Annotated in this window: 14 protein-coding genes, 1 tRNA gene and 1 pseudogene; 6 read left to right on the forward strand and 10 right to left on the reverse strand. The window is 63.0% G+C overall.

All coding sequences use genetic code 11. The annotated features are described in order from the left end of the window. Positions 1-79 precede the first annotated feature (79 nt). The 4 genes and pseudogenes from EOC94_RS23845 to EOC94_RS23860 form a co-directional block, all read right to left on the reverse strand. Positions 80-388, reverse strand: coding sequence for a HigA family addiction module antitoxin (locus EOC94_RS23845; RefSeq protein ID WP_095484819.1), 309 nt, complete (start codon positions 386-388; stop codon positions 80-82). A 39-nt stretch (positions 389-427) separates the two neighbouring features. Next, positions 428-541 (reverse strand): annotated as a pseudogene (locus EOC94_RS23850) (type II toxin-antitoxin system RelE/ParE family toxin); the annotation flags it as partial. A gap of 226 nt (positions 542-767) precedes the next feature. Continuing rightward, positions 768-842, reverse strand: a tRNA-Gly gene (locus tag EOC94_RS23855). A gap of 29 nt (positions 843-871) precedes the next feature. Then, positions 872-1075, reverse strand: a complete 204-nt coding sequence (locus tag EOC94_RS23860; protein WP_127293885.1) for a hypothetical protein — start codon at positions 1073-1075, stop codon at positions 872-874. Here EOC94_RS23860 and EOC94_RS23865 point away from each other — a divergent pair. From EOC94_RS23865 to EOC94_RS23880, 4 genes are all read left to right on the forward strand, one after another. Next, on the forward strand, positions 1074-1571 hold the full coding sequence (locus tag EOC94_RS23865) for a prolyl-tRNA synthetase associated domain-containing protein (protein ID WP_127293887.1): 498 nt from the start codon (positions 1074-1076) through the stop codon (positions 1569-1571). The two genes, EOC94_RS23860 and EOC94_RS23865, sit on opposite strands and share 2 nt — an antisense overlap. 95 nt (positions 1572-1666) lie before the next feature. Next, positions 1667-2665 carry a thioredoxin gene (gene trxA / locus EOC94_RS23870; protein WP_127293889.1) on the forward strand — a complete coding sequence of 333 codons (999 nt, stop codon included), beginning with the start codon at positions 1667-1669 and terminating at the stop codon, positions 2663-2665. A gap of 165 nt (positions 2666-2830) precedes the next feature. Further along, the gene (locus EOC94_RS23875) at positions 2831-3502 is read left to right on the forward strand and encodes an LON peptidase substrate-binding domain-containing protein (RefSeq protein WP_095495673.1); all 672 of its coding nucleotides are present in this window, start codon (positions 2831-2833) and stop codon (positions 3500-3502) included. 198 nt (positions 3503-3700) lie between these two features. Beyond that, entirely contained in the window at positions 3701-3940 is a 240-nt protein-coding gene (locus EOC94_RS23880) for a Trm112 family protein (protein WP_095484822.1), read from the forward strand. Between the two features lie 60 nt (positions 3941-4000). On the opposite strand, the gene EOC94_RS23885 is transcribed toward EOC94_RS23880, so the two are convergent. Genes EOC94_RS23885 through EOC94_RS34665 form a run of 3 tightly spaced genes read right to left on the reverse strand, consistent with a single transcriptional unit; the run spans position 4001 to position 9751 of the window. Beyond that, positions 4001-7288: an error-prone DNA polymerase gene (locus EOC94_RS23885; RefSeq protein ID WP_127293891.1), complete on the reverse strand. Its 3288-nt coding sequence runs from the start codon at positions 7286-7288 to the stop codon at positions 4001-4003. Further along, positions 7285-8766, reverse strand: a complete 1482-nt coding sequence (locus EOC94_RS23890; protein WP_127293893.1) for a DUF6504 family protein — start codon at positions 8764-8766, stop codon at positions 7285-7287. Before EOC94_RS23890 ends, EOC94_RS23885 begins: the two co-directional genes overlap by 4 nt. After that, entirely contained in the window at positions 8708-9751 is a 1044-nt protein-coding gene (locus EOC94_RS34665; protein WP_127293895.1) for a hypothetical protein, read from the reverse strand. The genes EOC94_RS23890 and EOC94_RS34665 overlap by 59 nt, the downstream gene beginning before the upstream one ends. 174 nt (positions 9752-9925) lie before the next feature. Between EOC94_RS34665 and EOC94_RS23900 the strand changes: the two genes are divergently transcribed. After that, positions 9926-10348, forward strand: a complete 423-nt coding sequence (locus tag EOC94_RS23900; protein WP_095485111.1) for a metallopeptidase family protein — start codon at positions 9926-9928, stop codon at positions 10346-10348. Between the two features lie 41 nt (positions 10349-10389). Here the strand turns inward: EOC94_RS23900 and EOC94_RS23905 are convergent, their stop codons facing one another. The 3 genes from EOC94_RS23905 to EOC94_RS23915 all read right to left on the reverse strand — a co-directional run bounded on the left by EOC94_RS23905 (position 10390) and on the right by EOC94_RS23915 (position 13229). Continuing rightward, a complete protein-coding gene (locus tag EOC94_RS23905) occupies positions 10390-11613 on the reverse strand; it encodes a pilus assembly protein TadG-related protein (protein ID WP_185928319.1) in 1224 nt (407 codons plus the stop codon). A 501-nt stretch (positions 11614-12114) separates the two neighbouring features. Next, the gene (locus EOC94_RS23910) at positions 12115-12321 is read right to left on the reverse strand and encodes a DUF1737 domain-containing protein (protein ID WP_095484827.1); all 207 of its coding nucleotides are present in this window, start codon (positions 12319-12321) and stop codon (positions 12115-12117) included. Positions 12322-12347: 26 nt separating this feature from the next. Continuing rightward, the gene (locus EOC94_RS23915; protein ID WP_164897543.1) at positions 12348-13229 is read right to left on the reverse strand and encodes a CoA ester lyase; all 882 of its coding nucleotides are present in this window, start codon (positions 13227-13229) and stop codon (positions 12348-12350) included. A gap of 292 nt (positions 13230-13521) precedes the next feature. On the opposite strand from EOC94_RS23915, the gene EOC94_RS23920 reads away from it, so the two are divergent. Continuing rightward, the gene (locus EOC94_RS23920) at positions 13522-15075 is read left to right on the forward strand and encodes a DUF4173 domain-containing protein (protein ID WP_127293901.1); all 1554 of its coding nucleotides are present in this window, start codon (positions 13522-13524) and stop codon (positions 15073-15075) included. The last annotated feature ends 3 nt before the right edge of the window (positions 15076-15078 follow it).

Below are 15078 nucleotides of genomic sequence, written 5' to 3' on the forward strand. Positions count from 1 at the left end.
GACTACCGATGCGGTTCCCAAGCTGGCGAGCGGGTTCTCATCAATGGCGTATATGGCGGCCGAAGATGTCCGCCTGCTGCTAAGCTGCAAGCGGCGCTTCGGCGTAGCTGTCAATCGCTGCGATCTCTTCCTTTTTCGCGTCAGCTTCCATAGTGAGGTCAAACGCGGCCTGCATGTTCATCCAGAACTGAGGCGTCGTATTGAAGAACTTGGCAAGGCGAAGCGCAGTGTCGGGAGTGACGGGCGTCACTTCGGCCACAAGGCGCTCAATCCTGGTCCGTGGCACATGGAGCTTTTTGGCGAGCGTGTAAGGCTTCAGACCCAGAGGGGCAAGAAACTCCTCCCGCAAGATTTCGCCAGGGTGGATCGGCGAAGTAAAGTGTAGCATTGCAGATCTCCAACTCTTGGTCGTCCCCACTCTTGGTCGTCAATGGCAATCGGCGATTTCAACGTCCTCGGCGTTGCCGTCTACCCACCGAAAGCAGACACGGAATTGGTCATTAATGCGGATCGAGTGCTGTCCGGTGCGGTCGCCTTTCAGCGTTCCGGGCTGTCAACGAAAAAGTACCACCGCGTGAGACTGACGGCCCATCTTCAGATGAAGGCAATCTATGATTGAACTGGTCCAGGCGAAAAGATGGATGACGATACGTCGCCGATTTTGGCACGAAAAGCTCACCGTGGCGACATGGTCGCGACACAGGGCCACAAAGCAAATCGGCCGCCCGAAGGCGGCCGATTTAATCGCTTGATTCCCTGAGAGAAACTGGAGCGGGTGAAGCGATTCGAACGCTCGACCCCAACCTTGGCAAGGTTGTGCTCTACCCCTGAGCTACACCCGCTCGCGCGGCTTTTTGGCCGCAAGCCGCGCCTATATGGCTGAAGGGCGCGGCGATTGCAACAGGGAAATCGCAGGTTTTTTGGCCGCACCCGGCGACGTAAACGAGCCTTCGGTAGCGTGGATAGCAACGGAATCGGCAGCCTCGCTGCGCAACGGTCTTGTCTCGGCCGCGTCATTGGCCGTAAACGGCGTGATCCAAACCGCGACAACAACAAGTCCGACAAGAAACAACATGCCGAAAACCGAAGCCGAGCTCTTTGCCTTTCTCGCCGATCTTGGGATCAAGGTCTCGACCATGCGTCATCCGCCGCTGTTCACGGTCGCCGATTCGCAGGCGCTACGCGGAGAAATCGCCGGCGGACACACCAAGAACCTGTTCCTTAGGGATAGGAAGGACAATTTCTTCCTGGTCAGCGTCGGCGAGGAGGCGGCGGTCGATCTCAAGCAGATCCACCACGTGATCGGGGCTGCCGGGCGCGTGTCTTTCGGCAAGCCAGAGATGCTGATGGAGCTTCTCGGCGTCCTTCCGGGCGCGGTCACGGTGTTCGGCGTGATCAACGATACCGAGCGGCGGGTCAAGGTCGTCCTCGACCAGGAGCTGATGGGCCATGCCATCATCAACGCCCATCCGCTGACCAACGAGGCAACGACATCGATCGCCGCCGCCGACCTCGTCAAATTCGTCGAGGCAACCGGGCATGATGCTGTTATCTTGAAAGTCACGGCATGATCGCCACATGGATGACGATAAAACCGACTTCTGAGTGAGGAAATGGACGTTGTGCCGGGTCGGTGGGCCGGCGGCGCGACCGAAAGGGTGACGAGATGAGCGACAACAACCAATTTGGCGGCCCATTTGGCAGCAATGGCGGGCAGTATGCCACCACTGTGCAGTATGGCGGCACTGACGCCACCCCCGCAAAAGTCGCGCTTGGCGAGCCGCCTGTCGCCGTCGACCTCATCAAGGACACGACGACCGCCGCATTTGCCGCCGACGTCATCCAGGAGTCGCGCCGTCAGCCGGTGCTGGTCGATTTCTGGGCACCATGGTGCGGGCCCTGCAAGCAACTGACGCCGCTGCTGGAAAAGGCGGTCACGGCCGCCAGCGGCAAGGTCAAGCTGGTCAAGATGAACATCGACGACCATCCTTCGATCGCCGGCCAGCTCGGCATCCAGTCGATCCCAGCGGTCATTGCCTTTAGGGATGGCCAACCGGTCGACGGCTTCATGGGCGCCATCCCCGAGAGCCAGATCGCCGCGTTCATCGAGAAGGTCGGCGGCAAGAACAATGGTGCGCCGCAGGTGGCCGAGGCGCTTGCCGCGGCCGCGGAGGCGCGCGACGCCGGCGATGTGCAGACCGCGGCGGACATATATGACGCGATCCTGGAACAGGCGCCGGAGACGATCGAGGCGATTGCCGGGCTTGGCGATCTGCTGTTCGAGGCCGGCGATGCCGAGGGCGCCGAAGCCGTGCTGGCCCGGGCGCCGGAAGCAAAGAAGGATGCGCCGCCGCTCGCCGCGGTGCGCGCCAAGATGGCGCTTGCCGCGCAGGCGGCAGCTCTTGGCAATCCGGCGGAGTTCGAGCGGCGCCTGGCTGAGAACCCCGGGGACCACCAGGCACGGTTCGATCTTGCCATGATCCAGAACGCCAACGGCGAGCGCATGGCGGCGGCCGACAATCTGCTGGCGATCGTCAAGGCCGATCGCTCGTGGAACGACGACGGCGCCAAGACGCAATTGCTACAATTCTTCGAGGCATGGGGCATGACCGACGAAGCAACGCTGGCGGCGCGGCGCAAATTGTCATCGCTGCTGTTTGCCTGAGCGCGGCATGGACTGTTTTTGCCTGATGGCCTTGCTGTCGGCTGCGGCTGCGCCAGATTAGGGGCCAGACCGATCCGTTTTTCGCTTCCCGACGATTTGCGCGTCAAGTTGCGATGGGGTGGACGGATTTGATGCGCTTCTCAATGAAGCGAGCGGAGGACTGAAGTGCAGGCGGGAAACGCGCATTACCGGCTCGATACGGATTTGCCGTCGACGGTGCCGATCTTCCCGCTTGAAGGCGCATTGCTGCTGCCGGGAGGCCGCATGCCGCTCAACATCTTCGAGCCGCGTTATCTGGAAATGGTGGATGAGGCGATCGCCGGATCGCGGCTGATCGGTGTCATACAGCCCAGCCTCGACGGTGCGCGGCGTGCCGATGGCGAGCCGGAGCTTTGCAATGTCGGCTGCGCCGGACGCATCATCGCGCTTTCCGAGAGCGGCGACGGCCGTTACCTGATTTCGCTGCAAGGTGTGTGCCGGTTCCGTATCGTGCAGGAGCTCGCGGTCAAGACGCCCTTCCGCCAGTGTCGGTTTGCGCCCTTTCTCACCGATCTCGATGAAGATCAGGCAGAGGCCGGGATCGACCGGCCGGCGCTGCTCAAGGCGTTTCGCGCCTATTTGCAGGCCAACGATCTTGAAGCCGACTGGGAAAGTGTCAGCCGTGCCGAAAATGCCATGCTGGTCAATGCGCTGTCGATGATGGCTCCCTACGGGCCGGCCGAGAAACAGGCGTTGCTCGAAGCGGCGGACCTGAAGACACGCGCCGAAACGCTGATCGCCATCACCGAAATGGCGCTGGCGCGCGAAAACGAGGATTTCGGGTCGAGTTTGCAATAGGTGGCTCTTCCTTCTCCCCCTGTGGGAGAAGGTGGATTGGCGCGTAGCGCCAAGACGGTTGAGGGGTGCTGGACGGAGCGCGGTCGGTGCCAAGCTGGAACACCCCTCATCCGACCGAGCTGCGCTCGGCCACCTTCTCCCACAAGGGGAGAAGGAAGAGCCGCGCGAAGCTTAAATGCTGGTGAGAGGACGGGCCGAATGGTGGATGGGCGTGACGGAAAGAAGGCCAATGTCGATCCCAAGCTGCTGGAGTTGCTGGCCTGCCCGCTGACCAAGGGCCCGCTTACCTGGGATCCGGAGCGCGGCGAGCTCATCTCGAGGCTCGCGCGGCTTGCCTATCCGGTGCGTGACGGCATCCCGATCATGCTGCCTTCGGAGGCGCGCTCGCTCCCCTTCGACGACGGATTGCCGCCGCCGCGCCTGGGCGGACCGTCCTGAACTGTAGTGATCTTTCGCGCCGACATTTCGCAAGATTGTGCACCGCCGCACCGGTATCCCCTATTGAAAATTGCGCCCCTTGGGCATGACGCTTTCTGCCTTCCCCGATAGCGTCGGGATATCCTGCCGGTCGCTTTGCACGACAGGTACATCGGGCTTCTCCTCCAAAAGCACGGATAGCCAGGGCGTCAAATCCTCGATCTTCTCGGCGACGATATGGATGACGTTCGATTCCGACTGCAGTTTGCCGGTGACACGAACGAACCGCGCCCCCATGACAATGGGTCGGTAGCGATTGAAGGTTCTTTCCCAAAAAATGACGTTGGCGACGGCATGCTCATCTTCCAGTGTCAGGAAAATCGCTTTGCCAGTGCCTGGGCGCTGCCGCACGAGCACCAGGCCGGCGACGGAGACCCGCCTGCCATCCGGCACGGAGGGGAGGCGCGCATTGGGCGTGACGCCGGAGCGATCCAGCCGCTGGCGCAGAAAGGCAAGCGGATGCGCCTTCAGCGACAGGCCGAGCGAACGGTAGTCGTGGACGACATGCTCGCCGAGCGGCATTGTCGGGAGCCGGGTTTCGGGCTCGAGGTCGCGCAAACGGATCGCCGGCCGGTCGAACAGCGGCAAGGTCTCGGCGGCACTCTTGCCGTCGAGCGCGCGGACGGCCCACAGGGCGTCACGGCGGTCGAGGCCGAGCGAACGGAACGCGTCGGCTTGCGCCAGCTTCTCGATCTCATCGACATAGAGGCCCGAGCGCAGCCAGACATCGCGAACGGTTGCGTAACCGTCACCACGTCTGGCGACAAACACCTCCATGCGCTCCTTCGATAGGCCCTTGACCTGGCGGAAACCCAGCCGGACGGCATGATTGGTCCGGATAACACCGCGCATCTGGGTATGGCGTTCAAGGATGCGGGCCGGATCGAAAGGCTCTTCCTCCAGCGCGCAATCCCAACCGGAAAAATTGACGTCGACCTCGCGGATTTCGACGCCATGGTCGCGCGCATCACGGACAAGCTGAGCCGGCTGATAAAACCCCATCGGCTGGGAATTCAGGATCGCGGCACAGAACACGTCGGGATAGAAGGTCTTGAACCAGCAGGAGGCATAGACCAGCAGGGCGAAGGAGGCGGCATGGCTTTCAGGAAAGCCATACTCGCCAAACCCCTCGATCTGCTTGAAGCAACGCTCGGCGAAGTCCTTTTCGTAACCCCGCAAAACCATGCCATCGACCATCCGCTTGCGATAATTGCCGATCGTGCCGGTGCGCTTGAAAGTGGCCATGGCGCGGCGCAGTTCATCGGCTTCGCCCGGTCTGAAGCCGCCGGCGACGATGGCAATCTTCATCGCCTGTTCCTGAAACAGCGGCACGCCCAGCGTCCTGCCGAGTATCTCTTCCAGTTCCGGCTTGGGATATTCGGGTTTTTCCTTGCCCTGCCGGCGGCGTAGGTAGGGGTGGACCATGTCGCCCTGGATAGGGCCCGGCCGCACGATCGCCACTTCGATGACGAGGTCATAGAATGTTTTCGGCTTGAGGCGCGGCAGCATCGACATCTGGGCGCGGGATTCGATCTGGAAGACGCCGATCGTGTCGGCACGGCAGATCATGTCGTAGACATGTTTGTCCTCGGCAGGGAGGGTGGCCAACACATAGGGTTGGCCATACTCGTCCCGCTCATCAGGATAATAATCCCTAAGCAGGGTGAAGGCGCGCTGCAGGCAGGTCAGCATGCCGAGCGCCAACACGTCGACTTTGAGGATCTTCACCGCGTCGAGATCGTCCTTGTCCCACTCGACCATCTTGCGCTCGTCCATCGCCGTCTTGATGATGGGCACGATCTCGTCGAGCCGGTCCCTGGTGATGACGAAGCCGCCGACATGCTGCGACAGATGACGGGGAAAGCCCATGATCTCGTTGGCGCATTCGATCACATGCCTTGTCGATGGATCGGTCTGATCGAGCCCGCCGGCCCTGGTCTCCTTTTCGCCGAGCTCCGAGGTCGACCAACCCCAGATCGAGCTGGACAAAGCGCTCCGGACATCATCCGACAGGCCCATCGCCTTGGCCACTTCGCGCATCGCCGACCGGCCCCGGTAGCTGACGACGGCCGCGGCAAGCGCGGTGCGCCTGGCGCTGTATTTGGAATAGATGTACTGGATGACCTCTTCGCGCTTTTCATGCTCGAAATCGACATCGATGTCGGGTGGCTCGTTTCTTTCCTCGGAAATGAAGCGCTCGAAAAGCGAGTCGATCCGCTCAGGGCCCACTTCGGTGATGCCGATGCAATAGCAGACCACCGAGTTGGCCGCGGAGCCGCGTCCCTGGCAGAGTATGCCTTGGCTGCGGGCGAATTTGACGATGTCGTAGACAGTCAGGAAGTAGCGCGCGTAATTCAGGCGCTCGATCAAAGCGAGTTCTTCCCGGATGCGCTTCGTCACATAGGCGGGAACGCCTGAGGGATAGCGTATCGCGGCTCCCTCTCGAGCCAGCCTTTCCAGCTCGGCCTGTGGCCCGAGGCCGGATTCCGTCGGTTCGTCGGGATAATTGTATTGGAGGTCACTGAGAGAGAAGCTCAATTCGCCGGCAAAGCGCAGCGTTTCCGCCAGTGCCTGCGGATGCCTGCGGAAAAGCCGCGCCATCTCCATTGGCGGCTTCAAATGGCGCTCGGCATTGGTCGCCAGTTCCAGCCCCGCTTCGGCAATAGGCACGTTGAGGCGGATCGCCGTCAGCACGTCCTGCAACCGGCGCCGTTCGGACGTATGGTAAAGAACGTCGTTGGTCGCCATCAGCGGAATGCCCGATGCCTCAGCCATGGCAACTGCCTGCTCGATGCGGAAGCGGTCGTTGCCGTGATAGTCCGGCGAAACGGCAAGCCGCAGGTTCTTGCCGAAGCGATCCTTGAGCCGGCTAATCAGCCTGAGATCGTCCTCCGCCGGCGCCGACAGGTCCGGCAGGATCGCCAGCGACATGAGATCGCCCCATTCGAAAAGGTCGTCGCGATAGAGAAGCGGTGCGCCCTTTTCGCTTTCGTCGCGCATATTGGCTTGCGTCAGCATGCGGCACAGATGGCCCCAGCCCTTGCGGTTCTGTGGATAGGCGAGAACATCAGGCGTGCCGTCGCAAAAAACCAGACGGCAGCCGGGATGATAGGATAGTCCTTCCACCTTGGCCTGCTGCCAGGCGCGCACGACACCGGCCACCGTGTTGCGGTCGGCAAGCCCGAGCGACGAGAATCCCAAAAACTTTGCCGCGACCACCAGCTCCTCCGGTTTCGAGGCGCCGCGCAGGAACGAGAAATTCGACTGGATGCCGAATTCGGCATAGGGAACGACCGCCAGCGCGTTCATGCGAAGACCCCATGCATGAACCAGCGCGGCGGGACTTGAGAGGCGCCGTAGAGACCCTGGCGGTAGAGCCAGTAACGGCGGCCGTCGCTATCCTCGATGCGGAAATAATCCCGGGTCGGCGCGTCTTCCTGCCCCGCCGCCTCCCGCCACCATTCCGGGGCGATGCGTTCCGGCCCTTCGGCGCGCGCGACCCGGTATAGCGCGCGCCGCCAGCGGAAGTTCATCGGCGGTCCCTCAGGCATTTCGGTGACAGGCACCTCGATCGGTTCGGGCGAACGGAACAGCCGGATCGGCCGCTCCGGCCGAAAGACAGGCTTGGATGAAGTGTCTTTCATCTTGTCCGGCTTCTTCGGCGGAGAGACCCTTTGCGGCGCCTCCGCGAAGGGAAGCGTGGCGACGGCGCGCTCAGGCAGATGACTCTCGACGGCAACCGGTTTCAGGACCGCGCTGTCGCCGAGCCGGGCGCGGATGCGGTCGGCGAAAAGGGCGATATCGGCGCCGTCATCGCGCGTCTCGCCGGCGAGATCCGCCTGCTGCATGTCGAAGGCCGCGGCCGACAGGACCGAGAGGCGCACGAGATCGAAGCCATAGCCGGCATCGATGTCCTGCTCGAGCGCGGCAAGCCTTTCATGAAACAATTTTTGGATCAGCAGCGGCTCGCGCAACGGCCGCGACGTGCCGACGGCGATGCGGCTGACGGCGCCGTCGACGCGGAAGAGCAGCAGCGCCAGCCTTCTTGCGCCCTCGCCGCGGCGCTCGAGATCCGCCTTCAAAGTCGTCGCTAGCATTTTCACCAGCCGCTCTATTTCGTCGGTCAGCATGATGGGTTCTGCGAGGTGGCGTTCGACCGAAAGCGGCGCGACCGGCAGGCGCGGCGACACCGCCTCGTCGAGGCGGCCGAGCGCCTGGTCGAGACGCAAAAGCAGCGAGACACCGAAGCGGCGGGCGAGCGGCGCGCGGGGGGCTGCCATGACGGCGCCCGCCGTGCGCAGGCCGACGCTTTCCAGGCTGGCGCGGATATCAGGCTCGATGCGCAGCGCCGCCAGCGGCAAGGGTGCGAGAAGCGCTTCCTCCTCGCCACCGGGGACGATGCGGTCACTGGCAAACCGCGCTGCCGCCCAGGCAGCACCTGGTGTGGCGGCAAGGCCGGCGCGGACATCAAAACCCTGGTGGAAAAAGCGCGACAGGATGTCGTCCAGCATCGACCGTTCGCCGCCGAAAAGATGGGTGCAGCCGGTGACGTCGAGGAACAGGCCATCGGCTGCGTCGAGCGCCACCAGCGGGGTGTAGCGGTCGCACCAGTCGGCAAGGCTTTCGAGCAGGCGGCGGTCGGCCTCGGGATCGGCTTCCAGTACGTCGATCGACGGATGCATGGCGCGCGCGTCGGCTATGCCCATGCCGCGCTTCAGATGAAGCGCCTCAGCCCGCTCGTCGAGGGCGGCGATGCGCTGCGCGTTCCCTTGGCGATGACTGATCACCAGCGGCAGGTGATCCGACGGCCGGGAACGCCAGGACCGCCCCAGACGCTGCCGCAGGACCCTTTCCGCGGCGAGGTGCGGGAACCACAGGGACAGAATTCGCTGCCCTTCTTTCCTCGCCCCTTCTTTCTTCGAAACTGTGTTCATCGGGGTTCCACTCCAGTGTGAATTGTCCTGGCAAGGCCGTGCGGCTCTTGCCGATGCTGACGGTGAAGGCGGGACGGCCGATCGAGCCGGCAAGCGGCCCGGCGATCGTTTCGCGGGATGCCGACGGCGCCGCCGACAGGACGAGGCGGACGGGTGCCGCCGTCGGTTCGGGTTCGCCGGCCTGGCGCAACAGGAACACCGGCCGGCCGGCATTCTGGGCCCGGGCGTGCAGCCGCCGCGTCGCGGTGAGATCCAGCCGCTGCGGGCTGCCGCGGATTTCGAGGATGACGGCGGCGAGCGCCGTCATCCGGGCGGCCTCCTCGGCGATCCACAGCGCATCGAGGAGCCTTGGCGCCTCGGAAAACAGCAATTGCTCCGGCTCGATGCCGAAGACGGCGTGAAGCCCTCTGGCATAGGGGAAGCCCGCCTCCCGGAAGATTTCCGCGGTGCCGATCCACAGGACCGGCAGTCGCGGCCCTTGTTTGAGAATCAGGCTGACGAGCGACAGGGCGAAGCCGGCGACGGCCCCGGCATCACGGGTCGCGGCGCCATGGATCTCGCTCAGCGCCGCCTTCGGCAGGCCGCCGCAGAGCGCGGTATCGAGACCCTCGGCGCCGGTGCGCAGAAACGCATCGGGCGGCGCCACGGCGAGGCCGCGGCGGACGATTGTTAGACCCTGGGGTATGACATCCGCTGTTGGATTTTGGGGGGTGACATCCGCATCGACGGGGGTTGCGCCAGCCGGCGCCTCCAGGCGCTCGGGCAGCGTTCCCTCGATCTTCGCGATCTGGCGGCGCAGGACAAAAACAGTCTCCCGCGCCACGGCGTTTGTCGCCATGACGGTCAGCTTCCACTCACAATTGTTCCTGTTATGTTCTTATAGATTCCAGAGGGCGCCCGAAGAGTCAAGCGGAGTCATGGGGAATTTATTCCTGCCCGCGTGTGGACGGCAACCCGGCCATTTGCCGATTTCGGCTCGAAAGCCTATATGCCGGGATCAGAAGGACAAAGCATGGCCCGCATCTACAAGACCCGTGTCTGGCACGACCAGCTTTCGCCATCGATGGAGGAAATGGAGTTCCTGGCGCTGGAGGCTTACGCCCATCTGCCGGAGGAATTTCGCAAGCTGACCGGCGAGATCGTCATCCAGATCGCCGAATTCCCGACCGACGAGATCATGGACGATCTGTCGCTGGAAACGCCCTTCGACCTGCTCGGCCTGTTCGAGGGGCGCGGGATCGCCGAACGCTGGAATCCGCAGACCGGCGAGGGGCCGAACCGCGTCACGCTCTACCGCCGCGCCATCCTCGACTACTGGGCCGAGAACGAAGAGACGCTGGGCGACATCGTCACCCATGTGCTGATCCACGAGATCGGCCATCATTTCGGCCTGTCGGACGACGATATGGAGCGGATCGAAGAGGCGGCGGAGTAACGGCCCACGCTTCGTCGCCGCTATCCTGCTCCGGTTCGGCGTCATTTGCGCCGGCGCGCATCACTGTGAGAGATAGATCTTCGCCGACTGGCCGGCGATGCCGCTGAATTTCCAGTGGCGGAGTTGATGATCATGGTGTTCACGACCATCGAGATCTTGCTGGAGGTAATGTTCGTGGTCGAGTTGTAGGTGACGTCCCGGTTGGGCAGATAGATGATCCCAGTCAGAGACTCGCCGTTCGAGCCGTTGAACACATACTGGCGCTTGTTGGCGTTGTTGGCGGGATCGCTCGTCTTTTCTAACATCAGGATATCCTTGTAGGCACCGCTGCTCGGGGCCGAGGCCGTGATGGTGAGGGCGCCGTTGGCCTGGATCATGCTGTCGGTATCCGGGAAGTAGAAGGTGACGCCTTCGGCGATGACCTTGGCGCCGGAATTGATGATCATCGGTCCCTTGATGATATGAAGGCCCGGATTGAACGTGACTGTAGGGCTGCCATTGAAGTTCACCCAGCAGTGCAGTCCCGGGTTCAAGGTCTGCGTCTGTCCGTCATGCGCGCCGGATGTGGTGCAGGTCGAGGGAACGGCGGGCTCGGGAATGGCGCCGGCATAGGGATCCGCCGTGACGGCGCATGCCGTCTCCAGCTTGGACAGCGTACCGCCGTTCTTGATGTATTTCGTGCCCTTCACGCAGAGCTTGCTGATGTTCATGGTGACGCCGGCATTCATGATGAAGGCCGGGTCCCTGGTAGAATGAACGTCGATCACGCAGGACTCGGCATCCACGTTGGCGCCACTATTGAGCAGCAGCGCCTGCGGGTTATTCGCAAGGACGATGATGCAAGGGACGGCCGACGTAGCCATCTTGACGGCGGACGTGACGCGAACGTTGACGGTCGGGTCGCCCAAGACAAATGGGAACAAGCGCGGGTAGCTGTAGGTCGCGCTGCCCGAGAGCGTACTGTTGTCCAGCTTGATGGACATGTTGGCCTTCAGGTCCGGGTCGGCCGCGAAATCCGGGCTGCCGGCGATGAACCCGCTGAACAGGGACGTCGCCGTGGTCTCGGCGGAGGTGGCGCCCTGCGCCGCGCCCCCCAGCAGGGCGGCGTCGAGAAGGGCCTGCAACTCATTCTTTTCGCGGAGGACGTTGGTATAGTCGATCGCAAACCCGATCGCCCCGACCAACGGCAGCAGGCTCAGCGCCATGACGATGGAAAGGTTCGCGGCGCGGGAATGGACAAAACGACCATAGCAGGATGTCGCCATGGCGCTGACGATCCGGGCCAATGCCGACCGCAATTCGAACCTCAACCTCATGGCAATCCACCCCTCAAATGCGCGCCCATCGGCGTTCTTAGCCGCGAAATGATTTCGATTCGGTTTCGGAATCGTAGCATTTGATGCCGGGCCTTCCGCCGTCAGGGAACCCGGGGACAGTTTTAAAACTGTTCACTTAGCAAGCTGACATGGATCAGCTTCTGTCGCAGACGCCTTCGGTGATTGGTCGCCCTCGGTAACACGGCTAAATAGCACCGCGAGGGAAACAATGGACAGCTACGCCGGCCCGTCATAGAGCTTGCTTCGCCTTTCGCGGCCGACAGCGATGCGACTAGCATTGGAAAGTGCGCCAGACTTGCATTTTTGGCGCTGATCGGGTCGTGCGCGCCGCCGTTGGCTGCCGTTCCGGCTTCCGCCAAGAACTGCTCACTCGGACAGCAGGATAAGCTTGTTTTACTAGGATGACGAAGGACGAGCGATGTCAGCGCCCTACCAGTCGCTGAGCTTGGTGTCGGGCCCGTATTCCTGGCCCTCGATATCCTTCACCACGGCCTGGCCGCAGCGCATGGCCTTGGCCTCCTGGTCGTAGGAATAGGTCGGTGAGCCGAACAGGTGCCAGCCCTTGTTCAGCGCCGCGGTTACCTTGTGGCAGAAGCTGGAATCGTCCGGAGCGGACAGAAAGCGGTAGAGTTTCATTTTTCATTCCTGTCGTGAGTTGCCAATCATGCCCCGATGGCGGCCGCCTTCGCCAGCAGTTTTTCGGCCTGTGTCAGATGCAGCCGCTCGACCATCTTTCCATTCAGCGCAATCACTTGGCTGCCGGCATTTTCGGCAAGCGCGAAGGCCTCTTTCACCGAGCGCGCCTCGGCCACCGCCTCGGCAGATGGCGCAAAGGCCCGGTTCGCCGCCTCGATCTGAGCCGGGTGGATCAGCGACTTGCCGTCAAACCCCATGGCGGCTGCCTCCCCGCATTCGCGCGCAAAAGCGTCCAGGTCGCGAAAATCATTGAAGACACCATCGAGCAGGTCAAGGCCACCGGCGCGCGCGGCGAGCACCATCTGCATCAGCCACGGTGTGAGATAGCGCCGGTCGGGCGTGGCGAGAATGCCGGTTTCCTTGACCAGATCGTTCGTTCCGGCAACGAAACAGACCAGCCGCGAGGCCGGATCGCGGCCAAGCTCGGCAATCGGTCCGATGTTGAGCAGTGCCTTGGGCGTTTCGATCATCGCCCATAGTTTCACCGCGTCCGGTGCGAAATTGTCGTCGAGGACGTCGCCGGGTTCGAGGACATCGCGCGGTGTGTCGACCTTGGGCAGCAGGATGGCGTCGGGCTCGCAGCGTGCCGCAGCCAGCAAATCGTCGGCGCCCCATTCGCTGGAAAGCGCATTGATGCGCACGACCATCTCGCAGCGGCGGCTGGGGCGATCGGCGAAGATGCCGGCCAGTTTTTCGCGCGCGGAAACCTTGTCGGCCGGGGCGACGGCATCTTCGAGGTCGATGATGACGGCATCGCAGGCCAGCGACGGAAGCTTGGCCAGTGCCTTGTCGTTCGAAGCCGGGACGTAGAGCACCGAGCGGCGCGGGCGGTAGGTTTCGGTCGTCATCCCAGATCTATGCCGCCTGCGGCCGGTCGAGGCAAGCCGTCTTCGCCTGCACAAAAACTGCATAAAACTCCCGAAAATCTCCTTGGACCCGCCTCGCTGCCTGCATTTCGGCCGGCGAAAAGGGCGGCATGCAAGAGAGAGAAAAACCCCGTTGGTCGCTGCCTTACCGGCTCCGTAGCGAAGATTGGTGGCTCGTCGATCCACCCGGCACTTCGGCGACCCTCTTCCCCTTCATCCCCAAATCTCTGCCCAGATATGCCGGCCGGATCAAAGCCGCTGAGAAAGTCCGATCATGACATCGTTGCTTACGGCCGCGCCGAGCTATTGCGCGCGCTTCGGCGTTGCGGTCCTGCTTGCCGCGCTGGCCGATTTCTTCTTCTACGGCCAGCCCGTCGGCATCACGCTTTTCCTGTTCGGCATTACGCTTGCCGCCGCAGCCGCGGCCATCCAGCCTTCGGCGCTCAGCGTCCGCGGCCTGTGGCTCCGACTTGCCGCCTTGTTTGTCGGGCTGCTGCCGCTCATTGAAAATGTCAGTGCGCTGTCCGTCGCCATCGGGCTGGTGGCCATGGCCGTCTTCGCGCTTTCGCTGGTCGGCCGGCTGCGGCGCGGGCTTGCCCGCATTGCCGGCCTGGTCGCGCTCTTCCTGCTCGCGGCACCATTCCGGCTCGTCCACGATTTCTTCCGCTGGCGCAAGGCGGCGCGGCGGCTTGGCCGGCGCCGCATCCGCTTCGCGGCGATCGCCGTCTGGGTCATGCCGCTGTCGCTGGGAACGGTGTTTCTCGCTCTGTTCGGCGCCGCTAATCCGGTCATCGAATACTGGCTGTCGCTGATCGATCTGCTCGCGTGGCTCAAGCTCATCCAGCTGCCGCGGCTAGCCTTCTGGCTGTTCGTGCTTGCCGGCGTCTGGGCCTTTCTGCGCCCGCGCCTGCCGCGCTCTCTTCGCTCCATTCCGCGTGTGGTATCGTCTATGCCTGTCGGCCAGGTGACGACGACAAAACCCGCCACGGCAATCGAGGACATCATCTTCGGCAAGGCCGCCATTCTTCGCGCGCTGGTCGTCTTCAACATCCTGTTTGCGATGCAGACCGCGCTCGACGTCACCTATCTGTGGGGCGGCATCGCCCTGCCCGACGGGCTGACCTACGCCGCCTATGCGCATCGCGGCGCCTATCCCTTGATCGTCACGGCGCTGCTCGCCGCTGGCTTCGTCCTGGCAGCGCTGCGGCCAGGCAGCACGACCTCCGGCGATCCGCTCATCCGCCGGCTGGTCTATATCTGGGTGGCGCAGAACATCATGCTGGTCGTCTCGTCGATCCTGCGGCTCGACCTCTATATCGGCATCTATGCGCTGACCTACTGGCGCATCGCCGCCTTCGTCTGGATGGGGCTGGTGGCGGCGGGCCTTGCCCTGATCATCGCCCGCATCGCACTCGAAAAATCCAATGAATGGCTGCTTTCCGCCAATCTTCTGACGCTTTCGATGACGCTCTATGCCTGCTGCTTCATCAACTTCGCGGCGCTGATCGCCAACTACAATGTCGAGCACTCCTTCGAAATGACCGGCCAGGGCACCGAGCTCGATTTCTGGTATCTGCGTTCGCTCGGTCCTGACGCCTGGCCGGCGCTCGATCGCTTCCTTGAGCATCAGGGCAAGACGAATGCGGCCAGCGTTTCCTCGTACCGCGAGCTCGCCCGTTTGCTTGGGCAGGACGAGGCCCACTATCGCGCGCGCCAAGAAAACTGGCGCGCCTGGAGCTTTCGCGACTGGCGGCTGCTTCGCACTCTCGACACACGTATCCCGTTCGTGGTTCCTCAGGGCTCCGAACCCTTCGTGCCGGGCCGCTGATTC

Origin of the sequence: Mesorhizobium sp. M6A.T.Ce.TU.016.01.1.1 (genome assembly GCF_003997065.1) — a bacterium.
Taxonomy (GTDB): Bacteria; Pseudomonadota; Alphaproteobacteria; order Rhizobiales; family Rhizobiaceae; genus Mesorhizobium; species Mesorhizobium mediterraneum.

Bases quoted from the DNA above. Each gene is read 5' to 3' on its own strand.
- EOC94_RS23845 (WP_095484819.1), bottom strand. From the start codon at position 388: ATGCTACACTTTACTTCGCCGATCCACCCTGGCGAAATCTTGCGGGAG.
- EOC94_RS23865 (WP_127293887.1), top strand. From the start codon at position 1,074: ATGCCGAAAACCGAAGCCGAGCTCTTTGCCTTTCTCGCCGATCTTGGG.
- EOC94_RS23860 (WP_127293885.1), bottom strand. From the start codon at position 1,075: ATGTTGTTTCTTGTCGGACTTGTTGTTGTCGCGGTTTGGATCACGCCG.
- trxA (WP_127293889.1), top strand. From the start codon at position 1,667: ATGAGCGACAACAACCAATTTGGCGGCCCATTTGGCAGCAATGGCGGG.
- EOC94_RS23880 (WP_095484822.1), top strand. From the start codon at position 3,701: ATGGTGGATGGGCGTGACGGAAAGAAGGCCAATGTCGATCCCAAGCTG.
- EOC94_RS23885 (WP_127293891.1), bottom strand. From the start codon at position 7,288: ATGAACGCGCTGGCGGTCGTTCCCTATGCCGAATTCGGCATCCAGTCG.
- EOC94_RS34665 (WP_127293895.1), bottom strand. From the start codon at position 9,751: ATGGCGACAAACGCCGTGGCGCGGGAGACTGTTTTTGTCCTGCGCCGC.
- EOC94_RS23900 (WP_095485111.1), top strand. From the start codon at position 9,926: ATGGCCCGCATCTACAAGACCCGTGTCTGGCACGACCAGCTTTCGCCA.
- EOC94_RS23905 (WP_185928319.1), bottom strand. From the start codon at position 11,613: ATGGCGACATCCTGCTATGGTCGTTTTGTCCATTCCCGCGCCGCGAAC.
- EOC94_RS23910 (WP_095484827.1), bottom strand. From the start codon at position 12,321: ATGAAACTCTACCGCTTTCTGTCCGCTCCGGACGATTCCAGCTTCTGC.
- EOC94_RS23915 (WP_164897543.1), bottom strand. From the start codon at position 13,229: ATGACGACCGAAACCTACCGCCCGCGCCGCTCGGTGCTCTACGTCCCG.
- EOC94_RS23920 (WP_127293901.1), top strand. From the start codon at position 13,522: ATGACATCGTTGCTTACGGCCGCGCCGAGCTATTGCGCGCGCTTCGGC.